General features: G+C 45.2%; 24 protein-coding genes. 9 read left to right on the top strand and 15 right to left on the bottom strand.

Going from position 1 to position 25,448, the window contains the following annotated elements:
• Nucleotides 1-144: 144 nt before the first annotated feature.
• Nucleotides 145-1,083 (top strand): malate dehydrogenase, encoded by a 939-nt coding sequence (mdh, locus tag H595_RS0103390; RefSeq protein ID WP_027669924.1) that lies wholly within the window; start codon nt 145-147, stop codon nt 1,081-1,083.
• 67 nt (nt 1,084-1,150) lie between these two features.
• Here the strand turns inward: mdh and ispB are convergent, their stop codons facing one another.
• Nucleotides 1,151-2,122 (bottom strand): octaprenyl diphosphate synthase, encoded by a 972-nt coding sequence (ispB, locus tag H595_RS0103385; RefSeq protein WP_027669923.1) that lies wholly within the window; start codon nt 2,120-2,122, stop codon nt 1,151-1,153.
• Between the two features lie 209 nt (nt 2,123-2,331).
• Between ispB and rplU the strand changes: the two genes are divergently transcribed.
• From rplU to H595_RS0103360, 5 genes are all read left to right on the top strand, one after another.
• A complete protein-coding gene (gene rplU / locus H595_RS0103380) occupies nt 2,332-2,640 on the top strand; it encodes a 50S ribosomal protein L21 (RefSeq protein ID WP_027669922.1) in 309 nt (102 codons plus the stop codon).
• Nucleotides 2,641-2,655: 15 nt separating this feature from the next.
• Nucleotides 2,656-2,913 (top strand): 50S ribosomal protein L27, encoded by a 258-nt coding sequence (gene rpmA, locus H595_RS0103375; protein ID WP_027669921.1) that lies wholly within the window; start codon nt 2,656-2,658, stop codon nt 2,911-2,913.
• 164 nt (nt 2,914-3,077) lie between these two features.
• Nucleotides 3,078-4,238 carry an Obg family GTPase CgtA gene (cgtA, locus tag H595_RS0103370; RefSeq protein ID WP_027669920.1) on the top strand — a complete coding sequence of 387 codons (1,161 nt, stop codon included), beginning with the start codon at nt 3,078-3,080 and terminating at the stop codon, nt 4,236-4,238.
• Between the two features lie 11 nt (nt 4,239-4,249).
• A complete protein-coding gene (folA, locus tag H595_RS0103365) occupies nt 4,250-4,747 on the top strand; it encodes a type 3 dihydrofolate reductase (RefSeq protein ID WP_027669919.1) in 498 nt (165 codons plus the stop codon).
• Nucleotides 4,748-4,820: 73 nt separating this feature from the next.
• On the top strand, nt 4,821-5,201 hold the full coding sequence (locus H595_RS0103360) for a DUF3718 domain-containing protein (RefSeq protein WP_027669918.1): 381 nt from the start codon (nt 4,821-4,823) through the stop codon (nt 5,199-5,201).
• Between the two features lie 53 nt (nt 5,202-5,254).
• Here H595_RS0103360 and H595_RS0103355 read toward each other — a convergent pair whose 3' ends face one another.
• The 7 genes from H595_RS0103355 to lptD form a co-directional block, all read right to left on the bottom strand.
• Nucleotides 5,255-7,267 carry a methyl-accepting chemotaxis protein gene (locus H595_RS0103355; RefSeq protein WP_027669917.1) on the bottom strand — a complete coding sequence of 671 codons (2,013 nt, stop codon included), beginning with the start codon at nt 7,265-7,267 and terminating at the stop codon, nt 5,255-5,257.
• 74 nt (nt 7,268-7,341) lie between these two features.
• Entirely contained in the window at nt 7,342-8,160 is an 819-nt protein-coding gene (locus H595_RS0103350) for a symmetrical bis(5'-nucleosyl)-tetraphosphatase (protein WP_027669916.1), read from the bottom strand.
• Nucleotides 8,160-8,537: a Co2+/Mg2+ efflux protein ApaG gene (gene apaG / locus H595_RS0103345; protein ID WP_027669915.1), complete on the bottom strand. Its 378-nt coding sequence runs from the start codon at nt 8,535-8,537 to the stop codon at nt 8,160-8,162. The genes H595_RS0103350 and apaG overlap by 1 nt, the downstream gene beginning before the upstream one ends.
• Nucleotides 8,534-9,346 (bottom strand): 16S rRNA (adenine(1518)-N(6)/adenine(1519)-N(6))-dimethyltransferase RsmA, encoded by an 813-nt coding sequence (rsmA, locus tag H595_RS0103340; RefSeq protein WP_027669914.1) that lies wholly within the window; start codon nt 9,344-9,346, stop codon nt 8,534-8,536. The genes apaG and rsmA overlap by 4 nt, the downstream gene beginning before the upstream one ends.
• The gene (gene pdxA / locus H595_RS0103335) at nt 9,339-10,334 is read right to left on the bottom strand and encodes a 4-hydroxythreonine-4-phosphate dehydrogenase PdxA (RefSeq protein WP_027669913.1); all 996 of its coding nucleotides are present in this window, start codon (nt 10,332-10,334) and stop codon (nt 9,339-9,341) included. Before pdxA ends, rsmA begins: the two co-directional genes overlap by 8 nt.
• Nucleotides 10,335-11,624, bottom strand: a complete 1,290-nt coding sequence (gene surA, locus H595_RS0103330) for a peptidylprolyl isomerase SurA (RefSeq protein WP_027669912.1) — start codon at nt 11,622-11,624, stop codon at nt 10,335-10,337.
• 11 nt (nt 11,625-11,635) lie between these two features.
• A complete protein-coding gene (lptD, locus tag H595_RS0103325; RefSeq protein WP_027669911.1) occupies nt 11,636-13,897 on the bottom strand; it encodes an LPS assembly protein LptD in 2,262 nt (753 codons plus the stop codon).
• 170 nt (nt 13,898-14,067) lie between these two features.
• On the opposite strand from lptD, the gene djlA reads away from it, so the two are divergent.
• Nucleotides 14,068-14,871 carry a co-chaperone DjlA gene (djlA, locus tag H595_RS0103320; RefSeq protein ID WP_027669910.1) on the top strand — a complete coding sequence of 268 codons (804 nt, stop codon included), beginning with the start codon at nt 14,068-14,070 and terminating at the stop codon, nt 14,869-14,871.
• 1 nt (nt 14,872) lies between these two features.
• On the opposite strand, the gene H595_RS0103315 is transcribed toward djlA, so the two are convergent.
• From H595_RS0103315 to rapA, 5 genes are all read right to left on the bottom strand, one after another.
• Complete coding sequence (locus tag H595_RS0103315; RefSeq protein ID WP_037053544.1) at nt 14,873-15,652, bottom strand: DUF3530 family protein; 780 nt, start codon at nt 15,650-15,652, stop codon at nt 14,873-14,875.
• 52 nt (nt 15,653-15,704) lie between these two features.
• Nucleotides 15,705-16,076: a hypothetical protein gene (locus H595_RS0103310; protein WP_240474819.1), complete on the bottom strand. Its 372-nt coding sequence runs from the start codon at nt 16,074-16,076 to the stop codon at nt 15,705-15,707.
• A gap of 186 nt (nt 16,077-16,262) precedes the next feature.
• Nucleotides 16,263-17,357, bottom strand: a complete 1,095-nt coding sequence (locus tag H595_RS0103300; protein ID WP_027669907.1) for an OmpA family protein — start codon at nt 17,355-17,357, stop codon at nt 16,263-16,265.
• 163 nt (nt 17,358-17,520) lie between these two features.
• Nucleotides 17,521-18,174 carry a pseudouridine synthase gene (locus H595_RS0103295; RefSeq protein ID WP_027669906.1) on the bottom strand — a complete coding sequence of 218 codons (654 nt, stop codon included), beginning with the start codon at nt 18,172-18,174 and terminating at the stop codon, nt 17,521-17,523.
• A gap of 2 nt (nt 18,175-18,176) precedes the next feature.
• Nucleotides 18,177-21,089, bottom strand: coding sequence for an RNA polymerase-associated protein RapA (rapA, locus tag H595_RS0103290; RefSeq protein ID WP_027669905.1), 2,913 nt, complete (start codon nt 21,087-21,089; stop codon nt 18,177-18,179).
• Nucleotides 21,090-21,331: 242 nt separating this feature from the next.
• On the opposite strand from rapA, the gene H595_RS0103285 reads away from it, so the two are divergent.
• Nucleotides 21,332-22,723, top strand: coding sequence for a PhoH family protein (locus tag H595_RS0103285; protein ID WP_027669904.1), 1,392 nt, complete (start codon nt 21,332-21,334; stop codon nt 22,721-22,723).
• A gap of 104 nt (nt 22,724-22,827) precedes the next feature.
• Nucleotides 22,828-23,883 carry a cache domain-containing protein gene (locus H595_RS23390; protein WP_027669903.1) on the top strand — a complete coding sequence of 352 codons (1,056 nt, stop codon included), beginning with the start codon at nt 22,828-22,830 and terminating at the stop codon, nt 23,881-23,883.
• On the opposite strand, the gene H595_RS0103275 is transcribed toward H595_RS23390, so the two are convergent.
• Nucleotides 23,875-24,798 carry a hypothetical protein gene (locus H595_RS0103275; RefSeq protein WP_027669902.1) on the bottom strand — a complete coding sequence of 308 codons (924 nt, stop codon included), beginning with the start codon at nt 24,796-24,798 and terminating at the stop codon, nt 23,875-23,877. The genes H595_RS23390 and H595_RS0103275 overlap by 9 nt on opposite strands.
• Nucleotides 24,795-25,448: a choice-of-anchor H family protein gene (locus H595_RS0103270; protein ID WP_027669901.1), complete on the bottom strand. Its 654-nt coding sequence runs from the start codon at nt 25,446-25,448 to the stop codon at nt 24,795-24,797. Before H595_RS0103270 ends, H595_RS0103275 begins: the two co-directional genes overlap by 4 nt.

Below are 25,448 nucleotides of genomic sequence, written 5' to 3'. Positions count from 1 at the left end.
TCACTGTTCGCTACACTTTGTGAAGTAAACTACACTAAAATTCGCTAAAATGCTTAGACTTTAGGCTTAACCTATTTGTATTTTCTGCGCGGTTTCAGTATTGTTGGCGCGTTTTTCATTCAACCGTTATCGAAGGAAATAATCATGAAAGTTGCCGTTTTAGGTGCCGCCGGTGGTATTGGTCAGGCATTATCGTTATTGCTGAAATTAGACTTACCTGCGGGCACAGATTTAGCGTTATACGATCTGGCGCCTGTCACGCCGGGTGTTGCGGTTGATTTAAGTCATATCCCTACTGCTGTCAAAGTAACCGGCTATGGTAAAGAAGATTTGCATACTGCGCTGGCAGGGGCTGATGTAGTAATGATCCCAGCTGGTATGCCACGTAAGCCGGGTATGGATCGTTCAGATTTATTTAATATCAATGCTGGCGTTGTAAAAACATTAGCAGAAGCCATAGTACAGCAGTGTCCTAAAGCCTTGGTGGGTATTATTACTAACCCGGTAAATACCACAGTAGCCATTGCGGCCGATGTATTCAAAAAAGCCGGTACTTATGATGCACGCCGTTTATTCGGTGTGACCACGCTTGATGTGATCCGCGCTGAAACTTTTGTTGGTGAATTAAAAGGCAAAAACCCAACAGAAGTTGCAGTACCTGTAATTGGCGGTCACAGTGGTACGACAATCCTACCTTTACTTTCTCAAATCGCTGGCGTTAGCTTTAGTGATGAAGAAGTAGCATCGCTGACTCACCGTATTCAAAATGCAGGAACTGAAGTAGTAGAAGCGAAGGCGGGTGGCGGATCTGCAACCTTATCAATGGGACAGGCAGCTGCACGTTTTTGTATATCGTTAATCCGAGGTTTACAGGGCGAAGCAGTTACTGAATATGCTTATGTAGAAGGTGACGGTGAGCATGCACGTTTCTTTGCTCAACCTATTACTTTGGGCAAAAATGGTGTCGAAGCGTTACTGCCCATTGGTACGTTAAGTGCGTTTGAGCAAAAAGCGATGGCTGATATGCTCGACACTTTAAAAGCCGATATCACGTTAGGTGAAGAGTTTGTAAAGAATAACTAAGTTATGCTTTAAATTAAAAAAGGCGCCTAGGCGCCTTTTTTAATTTTGGTAATATACAACAGAGGTTTTAATGATTGCGCGATACCGCGATGTCAGCAAGTGCGAGGAGCGCTTGCTTATATTGTGACTCGGGCAATTCAGATATCGCATTACGTGCTTTTTCAGCTTCGGCTTCTGCCAGTTTACGCGTGTAGCTAAAGGCGTTAGTTTCATGTAATGCGGCCATAATAGCATCAAGATGCTGCATGCCGTTACCTTCTACTATAGCTTCATTAATAAGGGCTTTTTGCGCTGCCGTGCCATGCTTTAAAGCATGTATCAGCGGCAAGGTAGGTTTGCCTTCTGCTAAATCATCGCCGATATTCTTGCCAAGTTCTGCTGCATCAGCTTGATAATCTAATACGTCATCGATTAACTGAAACGCAGTGCCCAGATGCATACCGTATAATTTCATGCTATTCACGATAGCTTCAGGTTGTTGGGTAATAATAGCGGCAAGTTGGGTGGCGGCTTCAAATAGCTTAGCGGTTTTGCAGTAAATAACCTGCATGTAGCTTTGCTCTGTTGTGTCTGGATCATTGACATTCATCAACTGAAGTACTTCACCTTCGGCAATAACATTGGTGGCATCAGCCAAAATGTGCATGATTTGCATATTGTTTAGCGATACCATCATCTGAAAAGAGCGGCTATATAGAAAGTCACCTACCAATACACTGGCCTGATTACCAAACACGGCATTGGCTGTTTGCTTACCTCGACGTAAGGTAGACTCATCCACTACGTCGTCATGGAGCAGAGTTGAGGTGTGGATAAACTCAATAATAGCGGCAACGCTAATGTGAGCATTGCCTTCATATCCCAGTGCTCTGGCTGCCAGCACCGCCAGGAGTGGCCGCAAGCGTTTGCCTCCACTGTTAACGATATAAATGCCCAACTGATTGATTAGCGCTACGTCAGAGTTCAACTGTGAGAAAATATGTTTATTTACCGCAGCCATATCGGCAGAAGATAGCTGCTGAATTTGTTCGAGCGTCATGAAAAACAACTGCTTAAACCTTAGAATGCCGCTAATTCTACACCATCGGTGAGGCACTCCCAAAGTAAAACCGGATCCTTTTATTGCATCAATGATCTTTTTTATATTTCTACTTGCGGGGGTAGGGGAAATTGCGTACAATTCGCGCCCTGTGAATTGAATTAACACGCCCCTTAAAAAGCGTAGGCGTGCTTTGTACGGAGTTAACTATGTACGCGGTTTTCCAAAGTGGTGGCAAACAGCACCGTGTGACGGAAGGTCAAACTCTACGTCTTGAAAAATTAGACTTAGAAACCGGCGCAACAATCGAATTTACACCATTGATGGTCGCTAATGGCGAAGACATCAGTATTGGTGCACCTTTAGTTGAAGGTGGTAAAGTAGTAGCGGAAGTGGTCAATCATGGCCGTGGCGATAAGCTTAAAATCGTTAAATTCCGTCGTCGTAAGCATTCACGTAAGCAGATGGGCCACCGCCAGTGGTTCACTGAAGTGAAAATTACCAGCATCAGCGCGTAACAGGAGTATCGACACATGGCAAGTAAGAAAGGTGTAGGTAGCACTCGTAACGGTCGCGATTCAGAAGCTAAACGCTTAGGTGTTAAGCGTTTTGGTGGCGAATCAGTTTTAGCTGGTAGCATCATCGTGCGTCAGCGTGGTACTAAGTTCCACGCCGGCACTAACGTTGGTATCGGTAAAGACCATACTTTATTCGCTTTAACTGAAGGTAAAGTGAAATTTGAAGTTAAAGGTGAGTACAACCGTAAGTTTGTAAGCATCGTCAGCGAGTAAGCTGAAAAACTTCGAAGAAACCCCGCCTGGTGCGGGGTTTTTTATTAAATAAGGTGTCGTTGACATGTCAAATCGTGATTTTTCAACACCTTTCAGTAACCTAAGTTATACTTATCGCCAGTTAGCTGTTGGCTGGTTTAAACCGTTTAATCAGGACGCACCCCATGAAGTTTGTAGATGAAGCGATAATTCGAGTTGAAGCCGGCGACGGTGGCAATGGTATTATCAGTTTTTTACGGGAAAAATTTGTATCAAAGGGTGGCCCTAACGGCGGCGATGGTGGTGACGGCGGAGACGTTTATTTAGTTGCTGATGAAAACCTGAATACGCTGGTTGATTATCAATTTGAAAAGTTTCATCGCGCAGAGCCTGGTGAAAAAGGTGGCAGTGTGAATTGCACTGGTAAGCGTGGTCAAGATTTGGAACTCCGGGTGCCGGTTGGTAGCCGGGCTGTTGATGTTGATACGGATGAGGTTATTGGCGATTTAACGCGCCATGGCCAGCGTTTGCGCGTGGCTAAAGGCGGTTGGCATGGTTTAGGTAATGCGCGCTTTGCGAGCAGTACAAACCGTGCGCCTCGCAAGAAAACTAACGGTACACCAGGTGAAATCCGTAACCTACGTTTGGAACTGTTATTACTCGCTGATGTTGGATTATTAGGTTTGCCAAATGCGGGTAAGTCTACTCTTATTCGTGCTGTATCAGCGGCTAAACCTAAAGTGGCTGACTACCCATTTACCACACTAGTACCAAATTTGGGTGTGGTTAGGGTTGAATCACATCGCTCTTTTGTTATCGCGGATATTCCAGGTTTAATTGAAGGTGCAGCAGAAGGCGCGGGGCTTGGTATTCAATTTTTGAAGCATCTTGAACGCTGTCGTTTATTGTTACACGTTGTTGATGTTCTGCCTGCTGATGGTTCAGATCCTGCTGAGAACGCTGTCACGATAGTACAAGAGCTTGCTAAGTACAGTACGAAGCTTGCTGGTAAGCCTCGCTGGTTGGTATTTAACAAACTTGATTTGGTTATGGATGATGAATTGCAAGAAGTTATCGAACAGGTAACGTCTGCATTAGACTGGGATGGTCCGGTCTTTAAAATTGCTGCAGCCAGTCGTACCAATACCGACCGTTTGGCGGCTGACGTTTTAAATTATATTGAATTGTTGCCAGCTGACGAACCTGCGGATAAAGTAACAGATCCGGTTAACTTTAAATGGGATGATAGTCCTAACGATGTTCAGCAAGTAGTAGATGACGAAGACGATGATGACGATGATTTCAATGATGATGATTACGACGTAGAAGTCATTTATCAGCGTTAGGATAACTCTTTATGATTATTTCAATGGTTGCCGCGATGGCTGCTAACAGGGTCATTGGCAAAGATAACCAAATGCCTTGGCATTTGCCGGCAGATCTCAAGCATTTTAAGCAAGTGACAATGGGTAAGCCTGTCGTCATGGGGCGAAAAACCTTTGAATCTATCGGTCGTGTTCTACCAGGCCGTCGTAATATTGTTATCAGCCGGCAGCAACCGGAGCAAAACCAAGGCGCAGAATGGGTGACGAGTCTCGAGCAAGCATTTGTTTTGTTACAGGAGCAGGCTGAAATCATGATTATTGGTGGTGCGCAGATTTACCATCAATGTTTACCACTGGCGAAGCGTCTGTATCTGACTAAAATTGATCTTGAGACAGATGGCGATGCTTATTTTCCAGATTATCAGGCTGACCATGCTGCCTCTTGGCAGGTAACAGCAGAATCTGAGCATAAGGCTGATACAACGAATCCTTATCACTGTCGCTTTATAACGTTACAACGACTAGACTAATTGCGTCATGAGTTTGCACAGGCAGATACATGTTGATAAGATGATTTAAGTCATATTTAGTGAGGAGTAGTAAATGAGATTATTGCCAACTTTGTTTTGCGGTGCTGCAGTTACATTATCACTATTAACAGCCCCGGTTGCGGTAGCCGATGATCAATTAGCTGCTTCTATATGTGATTATGTTGCGGCAGATGATAAAAGTCGTTTACGTAAGGTACTGAGTGACTATCGTCTTCGTTTACGTAATATTTATGACGGTGTTGTATGCGATGGTGAAAGTATGATTCGCTATGCGTTCAAAAAAGAAGCGGTGGATGTAGGTGAATTTATCGTAAAACAGTTGCCAGGCTCATCTATATCAGGTTCTGGCGATATTGACTGGGCTGAGTCTAATGGATTTTCTGCCTCGCCGTTATTGGCGGTATTAAAAAGTCGCGCCGGTGATGGCGATTAATAACTACTAAAAAAAACCGCCATTTGGCGGTTTTTTTATAAACTCATAGCCAGTTACACTTTAAATTGCTCTACTGATACGCGTAGCTCTTCTGCCAAGCGTGCAACTTCATGGCTTGACTCTGATGTTTGCTCTGCGCCTGAGGCTGTTTCTTCAGCAATAGATACAATAGATCCAAGTAATTTACTAATCTCATGTGATACTTGATTTTGCTCTTTTGCAGCGTCAGAAATCTGTTCACTCATATCATGCGCCAAGTGCACAGCATGCGTAATAGAATCCAGTGCTTTTGTTGCAATTTCAGTTTTCTCTACACAGTTTTCAGCTTGCTTTTTACCTTTATTCATCGCTTCTACTGCAGCGTGAGCACCACTTTGCAGCACTTGGATCATGGCTTGTATTTCTTGAGTTGACGCCTGTGTTTTACTGGCGAGCGAGCGAACTTCATCAGCAACTACCGCGAAACCGCGACCTTGTTCCCCGGCTCTGGCGGCTTCAATCGCAGCGTTTAGTGCCAACAAGTTAGTTTGCTCGGCGATACCGCGGATAACGTCAAGTATACTGCCGATAGAGGCACTGTCTTTGTGCAGTTTGTTGATCACCACCGATGCTTGTTCAACTTCATGTGAAAGCTGAAGGATAATATTTTTATTCTCAACCGAAATACCTTTAACACGCTCAGCTTCATTGTCAGCGTTTTTAATTTCAGCTACAGCATCGTTAGCACTTTGCAATACACCTTGCGCTGTGCTACTCATTTCTGTAGTGGCAGTAGCGGCTTGAGTTACTTGAGATTTCTGCTCTCGGATAGCTTGAGTAGTTTGCACTGTAATTGCTGAGGTTTGTTCAGAAGCTGCCGCTAATTGAGTAGAGCGCGAAATGATACCCTGAATTAGCTGTTGTAAGTTCGCAATAACTTTATTGCAGTTACGGGCCAAATCACCAAACTCATCCTGTGCGCTGTCATCAAGTTTCTGTGTCATGTCACCCGATGCAACAACACCAAGTATCTGATTCACTTTCGCCAACGGAATTGAAATGCTGCGCACTGTCACTGTGGCAATAAAAATGGCCAGTAGGATCGATGCTAATACCACAACAAAAATTAAGGTTATTGCATTAGAAACTTGCGACGTTGAATCATTCTGAATAACTTCTGCTGCGTGACTGGCCTGATTTAACAATCCAGCTAAGCTCTTCATCGCACTGGCAGTTTGCTCCTCAGCAGACGCTAGCAAATTGGTTGCATCATCAGTACTTTGTAACCGTTTCTGCTTTAATGCCGGGATACTGTTGTTACCACCTAGCAAACCATTAATCTCAGCTATTTTTTCTTCTAAATCACTTACCAAGTTAACCTGGCCGGAAGTTTCCGTTTGCATAAGGGCAAACTGATCGTTTAAATCTTTCAACCGGAATGCAATTTCATTGCTAATGGTAGTCGCCGTGGAGCGGGACAAGGTTCGATTCAAATCAACGACATTACTTACAAGGGTGTTAATGCCTGTCTCAATACTCGCGGCTGCCTGAAGTGAATCAGGAAAGCGGCGTTTAACATCACGAATGTCGGTAAAATCCAGCACCAGCGATGCCATATCGTCGGCCTGTGTTTCCAACTCTTCCATTTTCTTATCAATGGCGTCGCGCAACCGCAGGTTATTTTCCAGCTGTTCGAACAATTGAGTCGTCACAGGTGTAAAGTTAGCATAGGACTTTTCGACCGAAGCTGCTGCAGATTTTAATGTAGCCTCCTGCTGCACGGCATTCATTAAACGCTCAGATGCTTGCTTATACAACTGTTGTTCATCATTAAAGCGCTGCCTAAAAGCAGCAATCTCAGACAACGATGTTGCATTAAATGCCTGCAAGCTAAGCTTGCTCATCACAACAAACTCGCTTTGCATTGCTGCACTATTTTCGAGTGCTGGTATAGACACCTTATTAACTTCAGCAGTGGAACTACTGATATTGTTCAAGCTGACATAAGCTGTGCCGCCGATAATCAGCAGGAGTAACGCGATGATGCCAAAGCCACCAATGACCCGCAATGCAACGGTTAACTTCATAATAACTCCCATATTGTGGTGTTGAATAATGACCTAGTTCAACTGTCTACACTGAACAAGTTTGGATGATGATGTTAAATATACCGCGTCCGCGCTAAACCTGCCACACTATAACGCTGTTGAGTCTCAATGCAGTATGCAGTAAGTGCATTTCCCCAAATACAGCCAGTATCAAGCGCATGTATATTGATAATAGGACTATACCCGTTTAACGCTGCCCAGTGGCCAAAAAATAGTTCAGCTTGCAGTTTATTGCGCCAAAACTCATACCAAGGTACGAGTTGCTCCTGGTTACGCGGGTGTCCTTTCTCTTTAAGTTCTAAAGAACCGTCTTGGCGACAGAATCGAATACGTGTACAACTGTTAATTGTGAAGCGCCATCGCAGTTGCTCCGTAGTTGCATCGTGAAAATGTTCCGGTTTATTACCATACATATTTTGTAATATTGGCAACGGATCCGTCTTGAGTTGTGTTTGAACTTCCTGTGTCATTGTTATAGCTTGCTGGAGCGACCATGCAGGCGCAAGCCCAGCATGCACCATCATAAAACGTTGGTCTGCGCTGACATGCAATAACGGTTGCTGGCGCAGCCAATTAACGATACTTTCTAGCTCTGGGCTTTCGAATACTGGCTGTAGTAAGTCCTGCTTTTTTATCTCGCTCACGCCATAGTAGCAGGCTAAAAGATGTAAATCGTGGTTACCAAGTACTGTAACAGCTGCTTCCCCCAAGCTTTTAACAAACTGTAAGCATTGCAAAGACTGTGGGCCTCTGGCAACCAGATCTCCACAAAACCATAACTTATCATGCTCAGGTTGGTAATTGACATGGCAAAGCAATCGTTGTAACGCGTCATAACAGCCTTGCAGGTCGCCGATTACATAAGTCGCCATCAGTTGAGAATGTTAGGCATAGACAGTCTAAATAAAGGAATATCCGTTTTAAAACGCTCATGCTGTGAGGTTGCCATTTCATAATGGCCCTGCATTGTGCCAACGGGGGTCTCAAGAACTGCACCGCTGGTGTAGCGGTAGCTGCTACCAGGAGCCAGGTTTGGTTGTTCACCAACAACACCATCGCCTTCAACTTCGGTTTGTTTACCGTTGGCATCAGAAATTAACCAGTAGCGTCGTAACAATTGAACCGACTCTTCACTGAGGTTGCGAATAGTAATGGTATAAGCAAAAACATAGCGATCAGACGATGGGTCAGATTGTGCCGCAATATAGAATGTTTCTACTTCAACCGGGACATTAAAATGTGATGTCATACCTCTGATTCCCGTTGATGGAGCCACTGTGCGATGCGAGTAAAGTCATCAACACTCAGTTGCTCCGGACGTGATCCTGGGTTTAACCCGAGCTCGGACAATTGCTCTGCTGTTGCAAAGTTAATAAAACAATTACGAATAGTTTTTCTGCGCTGGTTAAATGCTTCGAGGCAAACCCGATTTAGTACTTCTGCAGGCACTGGCGCACGCTCTGCTATGGCTTTAGGTAATAGTCTTACAACCGCTGAATCTACTTTTGGTGCGGGCTTAAACGCACCAGGCCCTACCTCCACTACCGGCATAGCGTGGCAAAAATACTGTGTCATTACACTTAGGCGCCCAAAAGCTTTGCTGCCGTGGCTGGCAGTCATACGTTGTACGACTTCTTTTTGCAGCATAAAATGCATGTTTTCTATTAAATCAGCATACTGGAAGAGATGAAATAACAAGGGTGTAGAAATGTTGTAAGGCAAATTACCAAACACTTTAATTTTCTGACCTGCTTGTACCAAACTGGTGAAATCAAATTTCATCGCGTCTGCTTGATGTATTGTCAATTTATCCGCCATTTGAGGATGATGGCGTAGTCGTTCAGCTAAATCACGATCCAGCTCTATAACCGTCAGATGCCCTGCAGCTTCTACAACGGGCTCGGTTAATGCGCCTAACCCCGGGCCTATTTCAACTAATACGTCGTTAGGTTTAGGTGCAATAGCTTTTACAATGCGGCCTATCACGTTTGGGTCATGCAGGAAGTTCTGGCCAAAGCGCTTACGGGCCCGGTGGCCCTGATGTACATTATCAGTCATGTTGAGTCATCGTTTTGGTGGCCAATGCTATGGCCTGGTTTACAGCATGAAATAAACTGCCTGCATCTGCTTTACCTGTGCCAGCAAGATCTAACGCGGTGCCATGGTCTACCGATGTTCTGATCAGCGGTAAACCAAGGCTTATATTGACCGAGCGACCAAAACCCATATGCTTTAATACGGGGAGTCCTTGGTCATGATACATGGCCAATACAGCATCGGCGTCGTCCAGATATTTTGGCTGAAACAAGGTGTCTGCCGGCAAAGGGCCTACTAAATCCATACCCTGTGCTCTCAATGTATCCAGTGTTGGGATAATAATATCCAACTCTTCCCGGCCAAGATGTCCATCTTCACCAGCATGAGGGTTTAAGCCGCAAACATATATTCTGGGTGATGCTATGGCAAATTTTTGTTGTAAGTCAGTATGCAAAATACTAATTACTTTGGTTAGCCGCTCTGTCGTAATCGCTTTAGCGACGTAGGCTAGTGGGATATGGGTTGTCGCTAACGCCACACGCAGGCCCTTTGTCGCCAGCATCATCACCACATAAGGTGTGTTGGACTGCAAAGCAAAAAATTCGGTATGGCCGCTAAATGGAATTCCCGCTTTATTAATAATACCTTTGTGCACAGGCCCCGTAACTATAGCGGCAAACTCACCGTTAATAGACTTTTCACCCGCAAAGCTTAACGTGTCAACGACATACTGACCGTTAGCAGCATTAAGCTCACCTGCTACCACTGGCTCATGCAATACAAAGTCAGCAATCGTCAAGGTTCCTGCCTGTTGCGGTTTAGGGACTGCTGCTGCGTTATATGGCCGTAACTGCAGCGGCAGTTGCAACTGTCGCGCACGCTCAGTAAGTAGTTCGGCATTGGCGCAAACAACAAGCTCTACCGGCCAGTCTTGCTGAGCTAGCTTAATAACCAGATCAGGACCGATACCCGCTGGCTCTCCGGGGGTAACCCCTATACGCAGCGTCATTTAATTCTCCGACATCACTTCGATATGCGCTTCAGAACGTAATTCACGTAAAAAGTTAGTGCTTTCTTCATTGTAGCGGCGGTTAAATATCATGCGGTACACTTGCTCGCGCTTTTTGTCCGCTGTGGCGTCAACGGTACGCTTATCTAAAACTTGTGCAATGTGCCAACCATGTTCAGTGCGAAATGGTTCACTAATCTCGTCAATTGCGAGTCTATTCAACGTATCGCGGAATGCACCAACAAACACCGTGGGTTCACTCCAGCCTAGCTCACCGCCATTCAATTTTGAACCCGGATCTTCAGAATGTTGCTTGGCAAGCTCGGCAAAGTCGGCATCACCAGCACGAATTTTTTTAACGAATTCTGTAAGCATGGTGCGTGCGCGCTCTTCACTGAGAATAATGGAAGGTTTAATGAGAATATGACGAGATTTAACCTCGTTTATAGCTGCTACGTTTTCGCCACGGATATCAAAAATAGTTAAAATATGAAAGCCTGCTCCAGAGCGCAGAGGACCTACAATATCACTTTTCTTGCGACCACGGATAGCTTCAGAAAACAGCGTTGGCATTTCATTAATATTCATCCACCCCAATTCCCCACCTTCCAAGGCGTTAGAGCCTGACGATGACGCAATTGCGATACGCTTGAAGTCACTGCCAGAGCGCAGTAGCTCCATGACTTTGTCGGCACGATCTTTGGCTGAGCTAATGTCCTCAGTGGTTGCCTGCGCCGGAATCGCAATGAGTATATGGCCTAAATTATATTGCTCGCTGGTTGCGCCTTGTTCTTCCATCAGCTTGATCATGCTTTCTACTTCTTGCGGGCTGATATAGATACGACGTTGTACGTTAGCGCGCAGCACTTCTCCGGTTATCATTTCATCTCGCAAACGTTCACGAAAACGCGCATAGTTGCCTTCTTCGGCAGTCACTTTTTGGCGAAAAGCATCAAGTGATAGTTTTTCTTCTTGAGCAATGTTACGAATAGTGTCGTCTAATTGAGCATCGCTAATCTGCATACCCATACGTTGGGCCATTTGCAATTGCAAACTGGTCAAGATTAAACGCTCGGTCGCTTGTGTGCGCAATGCGGCATCGGATGGCAGAGTTTGACCTTGCGCTTCAGCATTGCGTTTAACCCGTTCAACAATCTCGTCAATGTCGCTGGTTAAAACAACACTGTTATCCACTACAGCGGCAACGCTGTCAATTTCACGTTCTATAGCAAGGCTATTGAAACTGGCACAGCACAGCAGTGCTGTGGTGAATAATTGTGATAACTTCATAAATTCCTACATCAATTAGTTAGTAAGTATGGTCGACGGTAACTGAATATTCCGTTTGACAGCATATCTGTAACGCCAAATCCTGCGCTGTCGCCAAAGCCTTTGAGAACAAACTGTATCCCTATGCTGGTATCTAGCTGACTGGCTTGGGTAAAATTGTCAATGGGTAGCTCAAGGTCTGTCAGCACCTGGCGTTTTGCAATCAAGCGTAAAGCCCAACAGCATGACTCATATTGCGCGCCAAAACTAACATCTATCATACGATGATTTGTTAAATCACGATAGTAACTGGCAACCAATTGCCAGTTTTGAGCCACTTGCGTGGTTCCAACCATACCCAACTGTTGGATTTCCAAGCCTGAGACTGCGCGGCTGTATCTATGGTTCAATTGAAATAAACTTTTGTCACTTGCACGGTAATCAAGAGATGCGCTGGTTTTCATCACTTCATCGCTGTCTACGTCATACTGCACTGCAGTGCTAAAATACCACTTATGGAACCAGTGCCAAATTAACTCTGCTGCGAGCATTGATTCGGTTGAACTCAAATCATCGATTTCGTCAGATGCAATGGTAGGTTCTTCAAGAAAAAATATCTGGCCAAGGCTGAAGCGAAATAGTTCATTGTCGACATTGTCATAAAATCGGCTGGTCCAACCTACAGTAAGTTGATTCGCCTCATTGATCCGGTCGATCCCTGAATAACGATTAATGCGAAACAGGCCATAATAGTCATCCTGAAGCCTGGTCGTATCATAAAGCCCTATATCGCTTTGGTCTCGATAAGGTATGTACAAGTATTGAATTTGCGGCTCAAAGGTTTGCAGCGCAGGTTCACCAAACCAGTCGTATTCTCGTTCAAAGTTTAAACGGGAATTTAGCCTGATTTTGGGTACGGTACGACTGACTGACGTTGCGATATCATTGTCAATATTGGCTGCATTTTGCTGATAGTAAGTATAAAGTAAACTCGCTTCTGCGGTAAATTCAACGGCAGGCGTAACAAACGGAAAGGCAATAGACGGCTCTAGGTGCACGCGGTTTGCATAGTTGATATCAGCTTGTTGATTACGAAAATGTGCATATTGCGCTTGCCAGGAAAAATTTACTCCGGGTAATAGCGCCAATGGCTTTGCCGACGACAGCGCTAGTTCAGGTAAGGCGCTATAAGATTTATTATAATTGCCTAAAATCTCAAAGCCTTGCACGCGTAATTGGGAATTTACCTGCTCTCCGTAATAGCTTAACGCTGCTTCGCGCAGTAATTGAGTGTCGCTTTGGTTAGTGTAGTCTGACCCAAGTTCACTAAGGTAAGCATCATCACTAACATCGGTATAATCAACATAGGCACGAAGTTCTGGGGTAAAGTCGCTTAGGTGGCTTAAATGAGCCAAATAACGTGCGCCAAAGTTGTCTGGTTTTTCATTGTCAGAATGCAGGTATTCCAGTTGCGAGTTACCTTGATCCTCTGCTGACAGGTAACGAAATTCTGATTTTAACTGTGCGCCACGTTTACTCATATAGCGTGGTGTGAAGGTCATGTCATAGTTGGGCGCCAAGTTAAAATAATAAGGTAGCTCGACATCTAAACCTAACTTTTGCGAACTTCCTACTTTGGGCAGAAGTACACCGCTGCGCCGCTGTTCGTTTACCGGAAACGTGATGTAAGGCAAATATAATACCGGCACATCTTTAATTTTAAACACGGCGTGGCGTGCTTCACCCCAACCTTCTTCCGCTTCGATATTAATCTCGCTGGCATGCAGCGCCCAGCTACTGTCATTGTTTGGGCAGGTGGTAAATAATGCTTCGCTTAATAAAACTTGTTGTTCGCTAGCCGTTAGCTGTTTGGCAAAGCCGCGCCCGGCCTGTGTTAAAAACTGATAACTGGCATCATCTAACCTGGCGTTGTTTTGTTGCAGGTTTGCACTGAATCGGCTGCTGCTAACTTGTAATGTGCTGTTAAAATAATCTAACCCACCATCGGCATTCATCGTGTTGGTTGTGCTGCTAAAGTTGGCACGAGGCGCAAGTAAAAGCGTATCCCGATAAGTAATTTCAACGTTGCCATTAAATTGCGCGCGTTGATTCTCACTAAGAGAAACCATATCCGAGGTGATACTGACCGTTGTATCGTTGGCATCTAATCTTGCTAATGCCGGCGGCGGTTGCGCAGGGATATAGCATATCGCCGCTGGCACAGTTTCTGCGTGTACCAGTGAGCTGGTAGCAAAAAAACATAATAAAAAACCCACAGCTAACCCATGCTTCATGCAGTTACTCTTGCCTTACTTAATATGTTAAAAACGTAATGATTGCAGCGGACTGGGTATGATAAATCAATTTTAGTATTCCTGCTAATCCGATATAGTGGTAATGGCTTTATTGCATTCTAGTGTTGTCACACGGCCAGACAGCAATTTAATAGGGAAATGGTAACACTGTGTGGGGTAAAATTCTTGGTGCCTTGTTTGGTTTGGCGCTATTAAAGCTGCCTGGTTTGCTACTAGGGGTACTAATAGGCCATTGGTTTGACCGTGCGTTTAAACAGAAATTTGAGCAAAATGGTGGTTTTTATGGATTGTTTAACGACAATGTAGATGAGCAGGGCGTATTTCGCTATACCACTTTTGCCACTATGGGGCACCTGGCTAAAGCGACAGGTGTTGTCACCTCAGCTCATATTCAACAAGCGTCACTATTTATGGCGCAGTTGGGATTAAGCGCTCAACAGCAAAAAGAAGCCCAGGCTGCATTTCGTGATGGTAAAGCTGTAAACTTCCCGTTGCGCCAACAGTTGCAGCAATTTTATCAGCTATACCGTCGGCGAAAGGATGTCTTGCAGTTGTTTTTGGAAATTCAGCTGAGCATTGCTTGCGTGAATGGGAAATCAACATCAGCACAATATAGTTTATTACAACAAGTTGCTGGTTACCTTAATTTTAGTACCCTGCAACTGGATAAAATGTTGCAGGCCTATCAGGCACAAAATCGTTTTTCATCCCGCGCCGACAGCCGACAAGTGCCTCGTGATACACTGGCTGACGCTTATCAATTACTGGGAGTAACCCCAGATATAAACGATGCTTTATTGAAAAAGGCTTATAGAAAGCTCATGTCGCAACATCATCCTGATAAGTTGATGGCACAAGGCGTGCCTGCCGAAATGTTGGATGTTGCTAAGCGCAGAACTCAGGATATTCAGGCGGCATATGAGTTGATAAAGCAGCAGCGCAGTCGACGTTGAGTTATAAACCCACCGAGCTTAGCCAGCCATAGATTTCTTGCAGCACCCATTGCTGCGAAGTGTCGTTATAGCCGGAGCCATTAATCAGGCGCTGCCGGTAAACCGCTTTCATATGCTTGTTTGCCAGTTGACGACGCAAGGGTAGTTGGCTGGTAACCCAACTGTTATCTTGCTCATGGCTGATATCCAACGTAGGCACATGATGTGTTGCCAATGCTTTGGCCATGTCATGGTTGAGTTTTTGGTCTGGTAGAAAGGCTCCTAGCATAATGAAGGCAGCAGGTTCTGTCAGTCGCGCTGTGGCAAAGAGTTGATTAAGTATGGCAGCACTGCTGCCTTGTGCAATAACAATGGTAGCACCGCTGTGTTGTTGTGCTTGCTGTTGTGCAGCACTCATTCGTTCGGCAATGATTTGCTGATAATCTGTTAGCGTGTCTTGCTCTAGTGTCAAAGGTAGCGCTGGAGGCATTAATGCAAGGGTATACCAACCGTAATAAGTCAGTTGTTGGCGCAACATATCTATATGTTTAGGGCTTGCGGCATGCTCGCTGGCATCGGGCAGAAAAATTATCGTGCCTTTGGTGTAGCTTGTCATTCTTTCCCGCTGCAATGATATAAAGATTTGTTGCGATGCAGAAAGTTCCAGAATTTCATCACTAGGTAATTGCCGCAGCAAATCAGCAGTGTAATTTTGCTCTGTAGTTGACGCTGCGTATGCGTTGCCAGTCGTAATGTAGACAAACACTGCAATAACCAAGCTGTAAACAATACTATTGGACATAATTGCTGCCTTAAACCCCGATGTAGTGTTATCGGCCGGCGGGTATTTATCTTTAGTTAGTGTTGGCTGCCATGGTGGTTGCAATAACGTATTTGCTAAAGGTAAACAGAATTTGGGACTTATAGTCGAATTTAATATACCCAGTCTGCTGATCCAGCATGGTGACATTGGCGGCATCTGGCAAAATGAAACAATATTTGGTCGCTTTAAACTCGACCAAGGCCCGCGCCATTTCCTGTAACTGTTCATTCTCAGCCAAGCGGGCAATTTCGCTCTCTGCATTGCACACGTGCGAATTGGCACTTAGCGAAACTAAAGTGGTTTGCTGCGCTGACACAGCAAGACTAGAAAACAACAATGCGCCATAAAGCAGATGATGATATTTAAGCACGATAAACCCCAACCGTTCTAGCGCTAACTGCATTTCCTCAGCTGAATTGCAGAGCAGCCCGACACAACCGATAAACCGCCATCGTCAGACAGCAGCGACTACATATCTACGTTTATGCTAGCACAGCTACTTTACATCTGGTTAGCCAAAATGTTGGCAATTATTAGCAAAAAACAAAAAGCCGCTGATATACAGCGGCTTTTTTACTAAAACGCGTAATTAGCGTAATACGGGTTCTTTAATTTTCGCTGTTACTTTAGCTTCAATGCGCTGGTTAGCTTTATGAGCAGCACGAGTACTACCCTCAACACGAGGACGTGTAACACCGTAACCTACCGCACTGATCCGTGATTCAGCAATGTTGAAGTTTTGCTTCAGCATCTCAGCAACCGCGTTAGCACGACGTTCAGATAAGCGCATGTTGTAAGCGGCATTACCGATATTTGATGCATGACCTTCAATCATTACAGTCGATTCAGGGAAGCGTTGCATAAATGCACCCAAGTTTTCTACATCAGAACGCTGGCTTTCTGTTACAACAGCTGAGTCGAATGGGAAAAGGATTTCGATATCAATATCACCGACAGAAGCCATTTTTTCCTGATAAATAGTACAACCCGTAGCGTCTACTTTGTGGTTGGCTGGCGTGTTTGCACACTTATCCGCGCTATCCATTACGCCGTCTGCATCAGCATCAGTTGGTGCAGCTTTAACTACCGGTGCTACTACTGGCGCAGGCGCAGGCGCAGGCGCAGGTGTAGGCGTTGCGGCAGGTGTACCAAACAGGTATGTCAGGCCTAACTTGAAGCCGGCATCAGCATAAGTTTCATCGATGCCCTGATAACGGTTACCTTCAGCGTACACGGCAAGGTTTTGATTAAAGAAATGCTTGTAACCAATACCAATATTAGCAGCAGTAGTATTTTGCACCGCATCCATACGCATCAAACCGCCCACCAAATAGACTGATGGGTAACGGGTTAAATGAAACATCGCATCAAAACCAATGCGGTTGCCATCAGAGTCTGAGCCGTCTAATTTAGATTGCAAATTCAGTTTGGCAAATTCAGCGCGTAAAGCCCACTGTTCTGTCAGATAATAGCCTACTTCTACGCCATATCCCCAGTCATTATCCATATAGTTCCAAGCAGAAGAAGATGTTTTGTCAACATCTGGCCGGTAGTATTCGGTGAACAATGAGCCGAATACGCGCTCTTTTAATTGAGCGGCGCTAGCAACATCATCGGCTACAACTGCGCCACTAAACAGTGGGAAGGCAGCTGCAACTGCTAAAAACGTTTTATTAAGTTTCATCCATTTCTCCTTAGACTCATACTCGCATTGCAAACACATTATTCAATGTGGCTCCTGCGCTTCATTTTAAATATAGTAGATTCGAGCATGCTAACAACATATTGCACACATGATACACGAATTACATGAACCTTGCGTTAATATGGGTATGATTTATTTGTGATTAAAATGGGCAGGGTGAAACGCAGACGATGAGCTCTGCGGTACTGGGGTGGCGGAATGTGAGTTTTTCGGCATGCAGTTGCAAGCGTTCCGTTGCAAGATACCCCTCTGAATCGGCATAAAATTTATCGCCCAGGATCGCATGCCCTAACCATTGTAAATGCACACGCAATTGATGAGAACGTCCGGTTACTGGTATCAACATTAAACGACTTGAGGTGGTGTTACGATTTAATACGACATAGTGTGTGAGTGATGCTTTGCCGTATTCATAACATACTTTTTGTTTTGGCCGGTTAGGCCAGTCACATATTAACGGCAAATCAATACTTCCGTAATCTGCTGGCACTATCCCTGATACACAGGCGATATAATGTTTTTGCGTTTCACGTTGCTGAAACTGGCGATTTAACTCTCGCTGGCTATCTGCCGTAAGCGCCATCACAACAACACCAGAGGTGGCCATATCCAGTCGGTGTACTATACGAACACCAGGCCAGACCAGACGGGCGCGAAACTCTAAGCTGTCTTTGTGCTCCGGCGCTTTACCCGGAACAGTTAGTAAGCCGCTAGGCTTATTAAACACCACCAAGGCATCATCCTGATACAGGATATCCAGGTAAGGCGACATTGGCGGTGCATAATGCAGCAACATGGTTAGTCGTGGCTCACAACAATAAGGCGAAGGGCGTCAAGTTTCAGTCGAGCCTTAGCAATATAGTGCGTTAGTTGCTGTTGTTGACTCTCTAATACGGTAATTTCATCCTCGCGTACCGACGGATTATATTGGCGCAAGGCGACTAAACGTTGCTGCTGCTCTTGCAGCACCTGCTGCGCCCGCTGATCGGCACTTAACCGTATGGCGTCTACCTGAGCTTCAGCGATACTGGTGGCTTTTGCAATCAGCGGGTGTACCAGAGTCTGCAGAGCTCCCGCCAGCTTGCTAGCCGTTTGTCTACCAATGGGTTTTAATTGTTTATTTAATTGTTCGAAACTAACGTTGCCCGACAAGTTGTTACCATTTTTATCCATTAACAACCGTAATGGTGTTGCAGGTAAGTAGCGGTTAAGTTGTAAAGCCGGCGGTGCACTGGCTTCTACAATGAAATTAAACTCTAACAAATAGCTCCCTACAGGTAAGGCTTTATTGGCCAGGATGGCGACTGAGCTACTGCCATGAGGCTCTGTAGTGAGTATATCTAAGGTGCCGCGTACCATTGGGTGATCCCAGCTTAGCAGCTGCACATCTTCTTCAGCTAGCGCGGTGCTTCGATCGAACGTGACGGTGACGCCATCGTCCCCCAATCCGGGATAGCTGGCGCAGTGCATATGTTCGGAATGGGTTAGTATAATACTGGTATCGCTGCGGTCTTCCTGATTAATACCCAACATATCCCATGCTTTAAACATAAACATTGGCAGCGCGGTATCGTCGTCTTGCGCGGCGAGGCTTTCTGCCAGGGTATGAGCCGCTAAACCGCCGCCGGAGTTGATCTCTAATAACTGATCCCGACCTTGTTCCAACGTCTGTTTTAACGCTAAATTCCATTGTTGCGTTTGGGATATCAGTGCTGTTACTGCAAGGCTATCTACCTTTGGCTCTGCAAGTAATGGTAACAATTGATTGGCAAAATGCTCGTAAGCGCTGCGGCCCGTCTGGCAGGTTTGCTCCAAGGCATTCAGTCCTTGTTGATACCAATCGAGCAGTATTTGTTGGCTATGGTCAGCAAAGAAAGGTAGGTGTAGTTGAATATCCTCGCGTTGACCTATGCGGTCCAACCGGCCGATACGCTGCTCCAATAGATCAGGATTTAGCGGTAAATCAAATAGCACAAGGTGATGCGCAAACTGGAAGTTACGGCCTTCACTACCAATTTCTGAACACAATAATAATTGAGCGCTATATTCTTCTTGTGCAAAATAAGCCGCCGCTTTATCACGTTCCACGATAGTCATACCCTCATGGAATACGGCAGCACGAATACCCTCACGCAATCTAACGGCCTCTTCCAATGCGATAGCGGTTTCGGCGCGGGCACATATTAATAAAAATTTATCGTGTTTGTGTGCTTTTAATAACGCCAGTAATTCGTCCACACGCGGATCAAATTGCCACCACGTACTGCTAGCATCTAATTGTTGCAATACTTGCTCTGGAAATAAGTTGGCTGTTACACGCTCAAGCTCGCTAAGACCCGGGTTAAGGCTAAAATGCACTTTTAAGGCATTTTGATATTGAACAGGTAAAGCAAGCGGTATCATATTCGCACAACGCTGTGGGAAGCCTTTAACGCTGGCGCGACTATTGCGAAACAGAATACGTCCAGTGCCGTGACGATCAAGTAACTGCGAAAGTAATTGCTGGCAGGCTTGAGCATGTTGCTCTGGTTCTGTTTGTGCTTTGGTTACTAACGCCAACAACTGAGAAATATCCGTTTCAGCCAGCACTGAACGAAGCGCCCCGGCTTCTTCTGCAGTGAGGCTACGTTGCTCCAACAGGGGTTTTGCGACCTTAGCAATATGTTGGTAATCTTGCTCTTCTTTCAGGAACACGTCGTAGCTATGAAAACGTGCTGGGTCGAGCAGTTTTAAGCGGGCAAAGTGGCTTTCGTGACCCAGTTGATCCGGTGTCGCGGTTAGTAAAATTAAACCTGCGGTATTCGCTGCTAAAGCGCTCACGCGCTGATACTCTTCGCTTGGTGCCGTTTCGCTCCATTGTAAGTGGTGTGCTTCATCAACAACCAGTAAGTCCCACTGACTTTCAACCGCCATCTGATGCCAGCGAGGCTGGTTTTTCAAAAAGGACAAACTGCATAATATCAGTTGTTCAGTGTCAAAGGGGTTGGGGTTATCCAACAATGATTGTTCACAACGCTCTTGGTCAAATACAGAAAAATGCAAATTAAAGCGTCGCAGCATTTCTACCAGCCACTGATGTTGCAACGAGTCAGGTACAATAATGAGTACCCGACTAGCCAGACCGCTGATCAGTTGCTGGTGAATAATAAAGCCTGCTTCAATGGTTTTACCCAAGCCTACTTCATCTGCCAGCAAAACACGTGGGGCATGCCGTTGCGCCACTTCATTCGCAATGTGTAATTGATGTGGTATTAAACTAACCCGTGGGCCAGAGAGGCCTCGCAGCGGGTTTTGTTGTTGCTGATGCAGGTGCTGCCAAGCTTGATAGCGCAAGGTAAACCAATCAAAGCGGTCAATTTGGCCGGCAAACAGCCTGTCCTGCGGCTGATTGAAGCTGATAAAGTGATCAAGGAAGGTTTCGCGTAGCTCAACATAGCTCTGGTCATCCAACCGGGTACCACAATACACCAGGGTATCGTGCAGCGTTTTAATTGCACTAATTTGCAAGGTAAAACCATCAGCACTGGCAACTTCGTCGCCAATATTAAATTGCACTCGGGTTAATGGTGCTTCTGCCTGAGCGTAAAGGCGCGTTTCGCCACTGGCCGGAAAGAGAAGAGTTAAATGGCGACCTTCCAGCGCAACTATCGTGCCTAAACCTAAATCGGATTCTGTATCGCTAATCCAGCGTTGTCCCAGAGCAAAATTCATTGTGTACCCTATCAGCTAAAACGGGGGCGCTATGGTACTAGGAATCACCGCCGGCTGCATCTCAATTTGCACTTAATCGCAGGCTGGGTTTTGTCATTAAGCTGACATAACTACCAGACACAGTGTGAGTACCTGAAGTTACAGTGAATTTGACAGTCGACTCAGGCAAATTTGGCTTGTTGCACTATGCTTATGTTACGGCACAGGTACAGTGACCTGCGCCGGGCGAAGAGGAGAGCCGTATGGCACGAAGAAAAATTAAAGACAAGAAAATCTACGTTCTCGACACCAATATCCTGCTACACGAACCTTTTGCCTTTCTCAACTTCCAGGAACATGACGTTGTTATCCCAATGACGGTGTTGGAAGAACTTGATCATATAAAAGATCGCAATAAAGATGTCAGCCGTGATGCCCGAGTTGCTATTCGCGCACTAGAGGATGTGTTGAAAGATGCCTCTCCTGAACAAATGCTGCAAGGCGTTGCCATGCCCAGACAAGGTGAACAGAAGCAAGGTGGACATCTGTTTATTGTTAACGACCACCATATTACCGATGAAATTCCTGGCTTACCCGGTGGCGAAAATGACCATCTTATTATTAATACTGCTCTGTATTTGCAGCGTGAAAAAAGCCCAACCAAGGTTATTTTGGTAACAAAGGACATTAATATGCGCCTTAAAGCCAAAGGCGCAGGGTTAAAACTGGTTGAAGATTACCGCACCGATCAGCTCATTGATGACGTACGGTTTTTATACAAAGGGTACTACAAGTTTCCGGGCGACTTTTGGAGCCAGGTGGGTGAATGCCGCAGTGAAAATGAAAACAGAGAAACCTATCATTACGTCAACCGCAGTGTGCTACCCAACGCTTATATTAATGAATACCTGATAGACGAGATTGAAGGGTTTGCTGGCAAAGTCGTCGCCATTTCTGAAAAAGAAATCAAAATCTTAGATTTTGGCTATGAACGTCTTATGCACCGGCATGCCTGGGGTATCCACCCAAAAAACATTTACCAAGCGATGGCCATGCAAGCATTACTCGACCCCAATATGGATTTAGTTGTACTGACCGGCCCTGCCGGTTGTGGCAAAACACTAATAGCGTTAGCGGCCGCGTTAGAATTGGTGATCGAAAAAGGTATGTACGACAAAGTTATTGTCACCCGAAATACACCTGAGATTGCCGAATCAATTGGTTTTTTACCCGGTACTGAAGAAGAGAAAATGGCGCCATGGCTTGCTGCTATTACGGATTCACTCGAAGTACTTCACAAAACGGACGAACATCCGCATGCCAGTGTTAACTACATTATGGAGAAAGCGAATATTCAGTTTAAATCAGTCAACTTTATGCGCGGACGCAGTATTCAAAATGCCATAGTGATATTGGATGAGTGTCAAAACTTAAGTGCAGCGCAACTGAAAACCATTATTACCCGTTGTGGTGAAGGTACTAAGCTTATTTGCTCTGGCAACTTGTCACAAATTGACAGTAATTACCTTACTGCCGTGACGTCGGGTTTAACTTATATTGTCGAGCGTTTTAAAAATTTTGAAGGCAGCACCACTATTAACCTAAACGGAGTGGTTCGCAGCAGGCTGGCTTCTTTTGCTGAAACAAATTTATGACAAAATAGGTTGAATAAATAGCCTTATTGACTAATGATGCGATTCAACTAGGCTATTTCAGTGTGTTTTAGCTTCAATTTTGTTTAGATGTGCAAAGGAGTTGCATGAAAAATCCGGTCTATATTGAATACCGCCGAAGCATGGTTATAGGTATCTTACTACTGTTAGTGTTGTCTGGTTTTGGTGCTGTAGTGCATTATATTCGTAGTATTGATGCGACAGTATTACAAAATAAAGTGCGATTAGCTGCGGTGGGAAATCAACTTGATAGTGAATTTGGCCCGGTACTGGCTTTTATGGAAGCGGTAAGACGCGCTGCATTATTAAAGCTCACTATTCCACCATTGGAAACCGATACCACCTTACCAATACTGCAGCTCAAAGATGGCTTAGCGGATGTCGGCGTTATCATGGACTCTGCCGGTAATACCAATACTGAAATGCTGTTGCTGTTGCGGCTACAGCCTTATTTTGAACTGGCGCAGGAAACACAGCCGCATCTGGTTGGTATGTATTATGTGTCAGAACAGGGGTTTGCATACAACGGTTTGCCGAAGTGGTCAGATTATGTTGCCGACCATTTGCTGCAATGGCGCCGTGATAATATGTCTGAGCCAAACTATGAACGCGGCCAGGTATTTTACCCTGAGTTTTTACCTCAGCAGGTTGCCGTTGTGTTGCCGTTATACGTTGACGACAATAGAGTAGGTCGGTTTATTTTTGCGCTTTCACTTGAATCTCTTCTAGCACCACTGTATCAGCAACACCAAGACGCGGTATTTATGTTACTGGATCAATCGGGTCAGTTGATTAACAGCTCATTACAGCAGCCCATGAAAAGTATTGATGAACATCTGTTACAAATTCAGCGTTTGAGCAGCATGCCTTGGTCAATAGGCCAGTTAGAGCAAAAAACCAATGTATTTACTTCCGGTTTAAAAGAATTGCTGTGGCATTGGTTAAGTTACGCGCTACTGCTTGGGGTGTTTTTGCTGGTGATGCAATATCGTTATCGGCGACGTACATTATCTCCTTCAAGCCGGTTATTTGTGCATATTGAGAGGCTTGCGCAGGGGCGCGCTCAAGGCGTGCGTCGTGTGCCGTATGGCTGGAACGAAGTGTTTGATCGGGTAAGCGATGTTAGAAAGACATCAGAGTAACTGATAGCCGAACTGACCACTTTCGGTATACATTCGATATTGTGTGCTGATTTGTCCGGGTGCCAATGAAGCCGGGCCTGTGGCATCAACCAACAAATAGGGCTTGTTCTCGATGGTGACCGTCATATCTTCTGCCGCAGTGGGTAACTGAATTGCCAGCATTGCATGCTTTGGCAGATATATTATCGCGAGTTTTACATCAGGTAAGAGCATGCGCAATATTGCGGCCAATAAAACGGCTTTGCTATCACAATCACCTCGATTCTCTTGCAATAGCCGCAGGGGAGGGCTGAAACTTGCGCCGGCAGAATTATTACGATCAGTTAAATCCTGATAAGGAATTTGTTGCACCCAATTTGTTAGCATAGCTAACGATTGGCGGGTGGTAATGTTTACGAGTTTCTTATGCCAAGCTGTTGCTACTGGCAGTAAATCAGTCAGGCTATCTTGCATCAGCCGCTGGTGATCCGGAATAATCACCTTTGTGCCCCAAGGCAATGTTAGCTCTGTGTAGTAGTATTGGTGTAAATAATAGGCTCTGCGCTCAACTAACAATTGCGCTAACTCGGTGTCCAGTTTAAGTAATGTACTATTATCGCGGCTTTCTAACTCATAGCGTAATGCGTTTTTACCTGCTAATCGTCGCAAACGAACGCCGGGATATTTAGCGACATGCTCACGTAAGTCCCGCCAAAGATACTGCTGCATCAACGCAGGTTTTAATGCCCGAAATTGACGAAAATGGTTATTCAAGCTGCTGTTGTCGATGCTGAACATAAGTTCTTCAGATCGTTCGCTATCGTCGAAGCGGTAATGGAACTGCAGCTGTTCTGCTTCTGATTGTAAACTCAAACGTAACGGCGCCGCTATACATAGCGGCGCAATCAGTAACAAGCATAGCAACACGGGTCTCATTTTGCTCCGCTAGCCGTTTGGCGTGAACGATTAATCAACACTAAGCATAATGCCAGCAGCACTGATATGCCAGTTGTACCCGCCGAGACTTCTACTGTTGGCGGGGGCAGGTAGCTGTCATGGTTGTAATCCTCCAATGGAATATAGTCCAGGTTTGCGTTATCAAAGCCAGATATCTCAGTCAACAGATAGCCTGTACTGGCATCGAATAAGCGTACCGTAAGTAAATAATCGTCTGGGTTAAATTGATTTTCCAATACGGTATCAATAGCCAGCCAGTCATCTGGGCTATCGCGGTATAGTTCAAATACACTGCTGGTGTAAAACACGCGTTCTCCACCATAAGTGGGTAGCAAGGTAAATTCAGCAAAGACTTGCTGATAGGGCAGCGAGGTATCGGCATCAAATTCAACTTCCAGTCTATGGTAGTAGCCATTGGCATTGATGTCGCCACTGAAAAAGATATCAATACTGTGAAACCAGACATGACTTTGATACGCCTGATTCGCAGCTTCTGTTTGCTTCGCCACAGTACGGCTGATTTTTTTTGCGCTGTTGTGCCGCTCAGTAGTCACGCTGTTGTTCGCGTTTGCGGTTTGAACCATCAGTAACAATGCGAAACTTAATAGTGCCAGGTAGATGTTTTTCAT

The sequence above is a fragment of the Rheinheimera baltica DSM 14885 genome, assembly GCF_000425345.1.
Classification (GTDB): domain Bacteria; phylum Pseudomonadota; class Gammaproteobacteria; order Enterobacterales; family Alteromonadaceae; genus Alishewanella; species Alishewanella baltica.
Note: the sequence above shows the minus strand (reverse complement) of the source record. Positions and strands in the feature narration are given on the sequence as shown.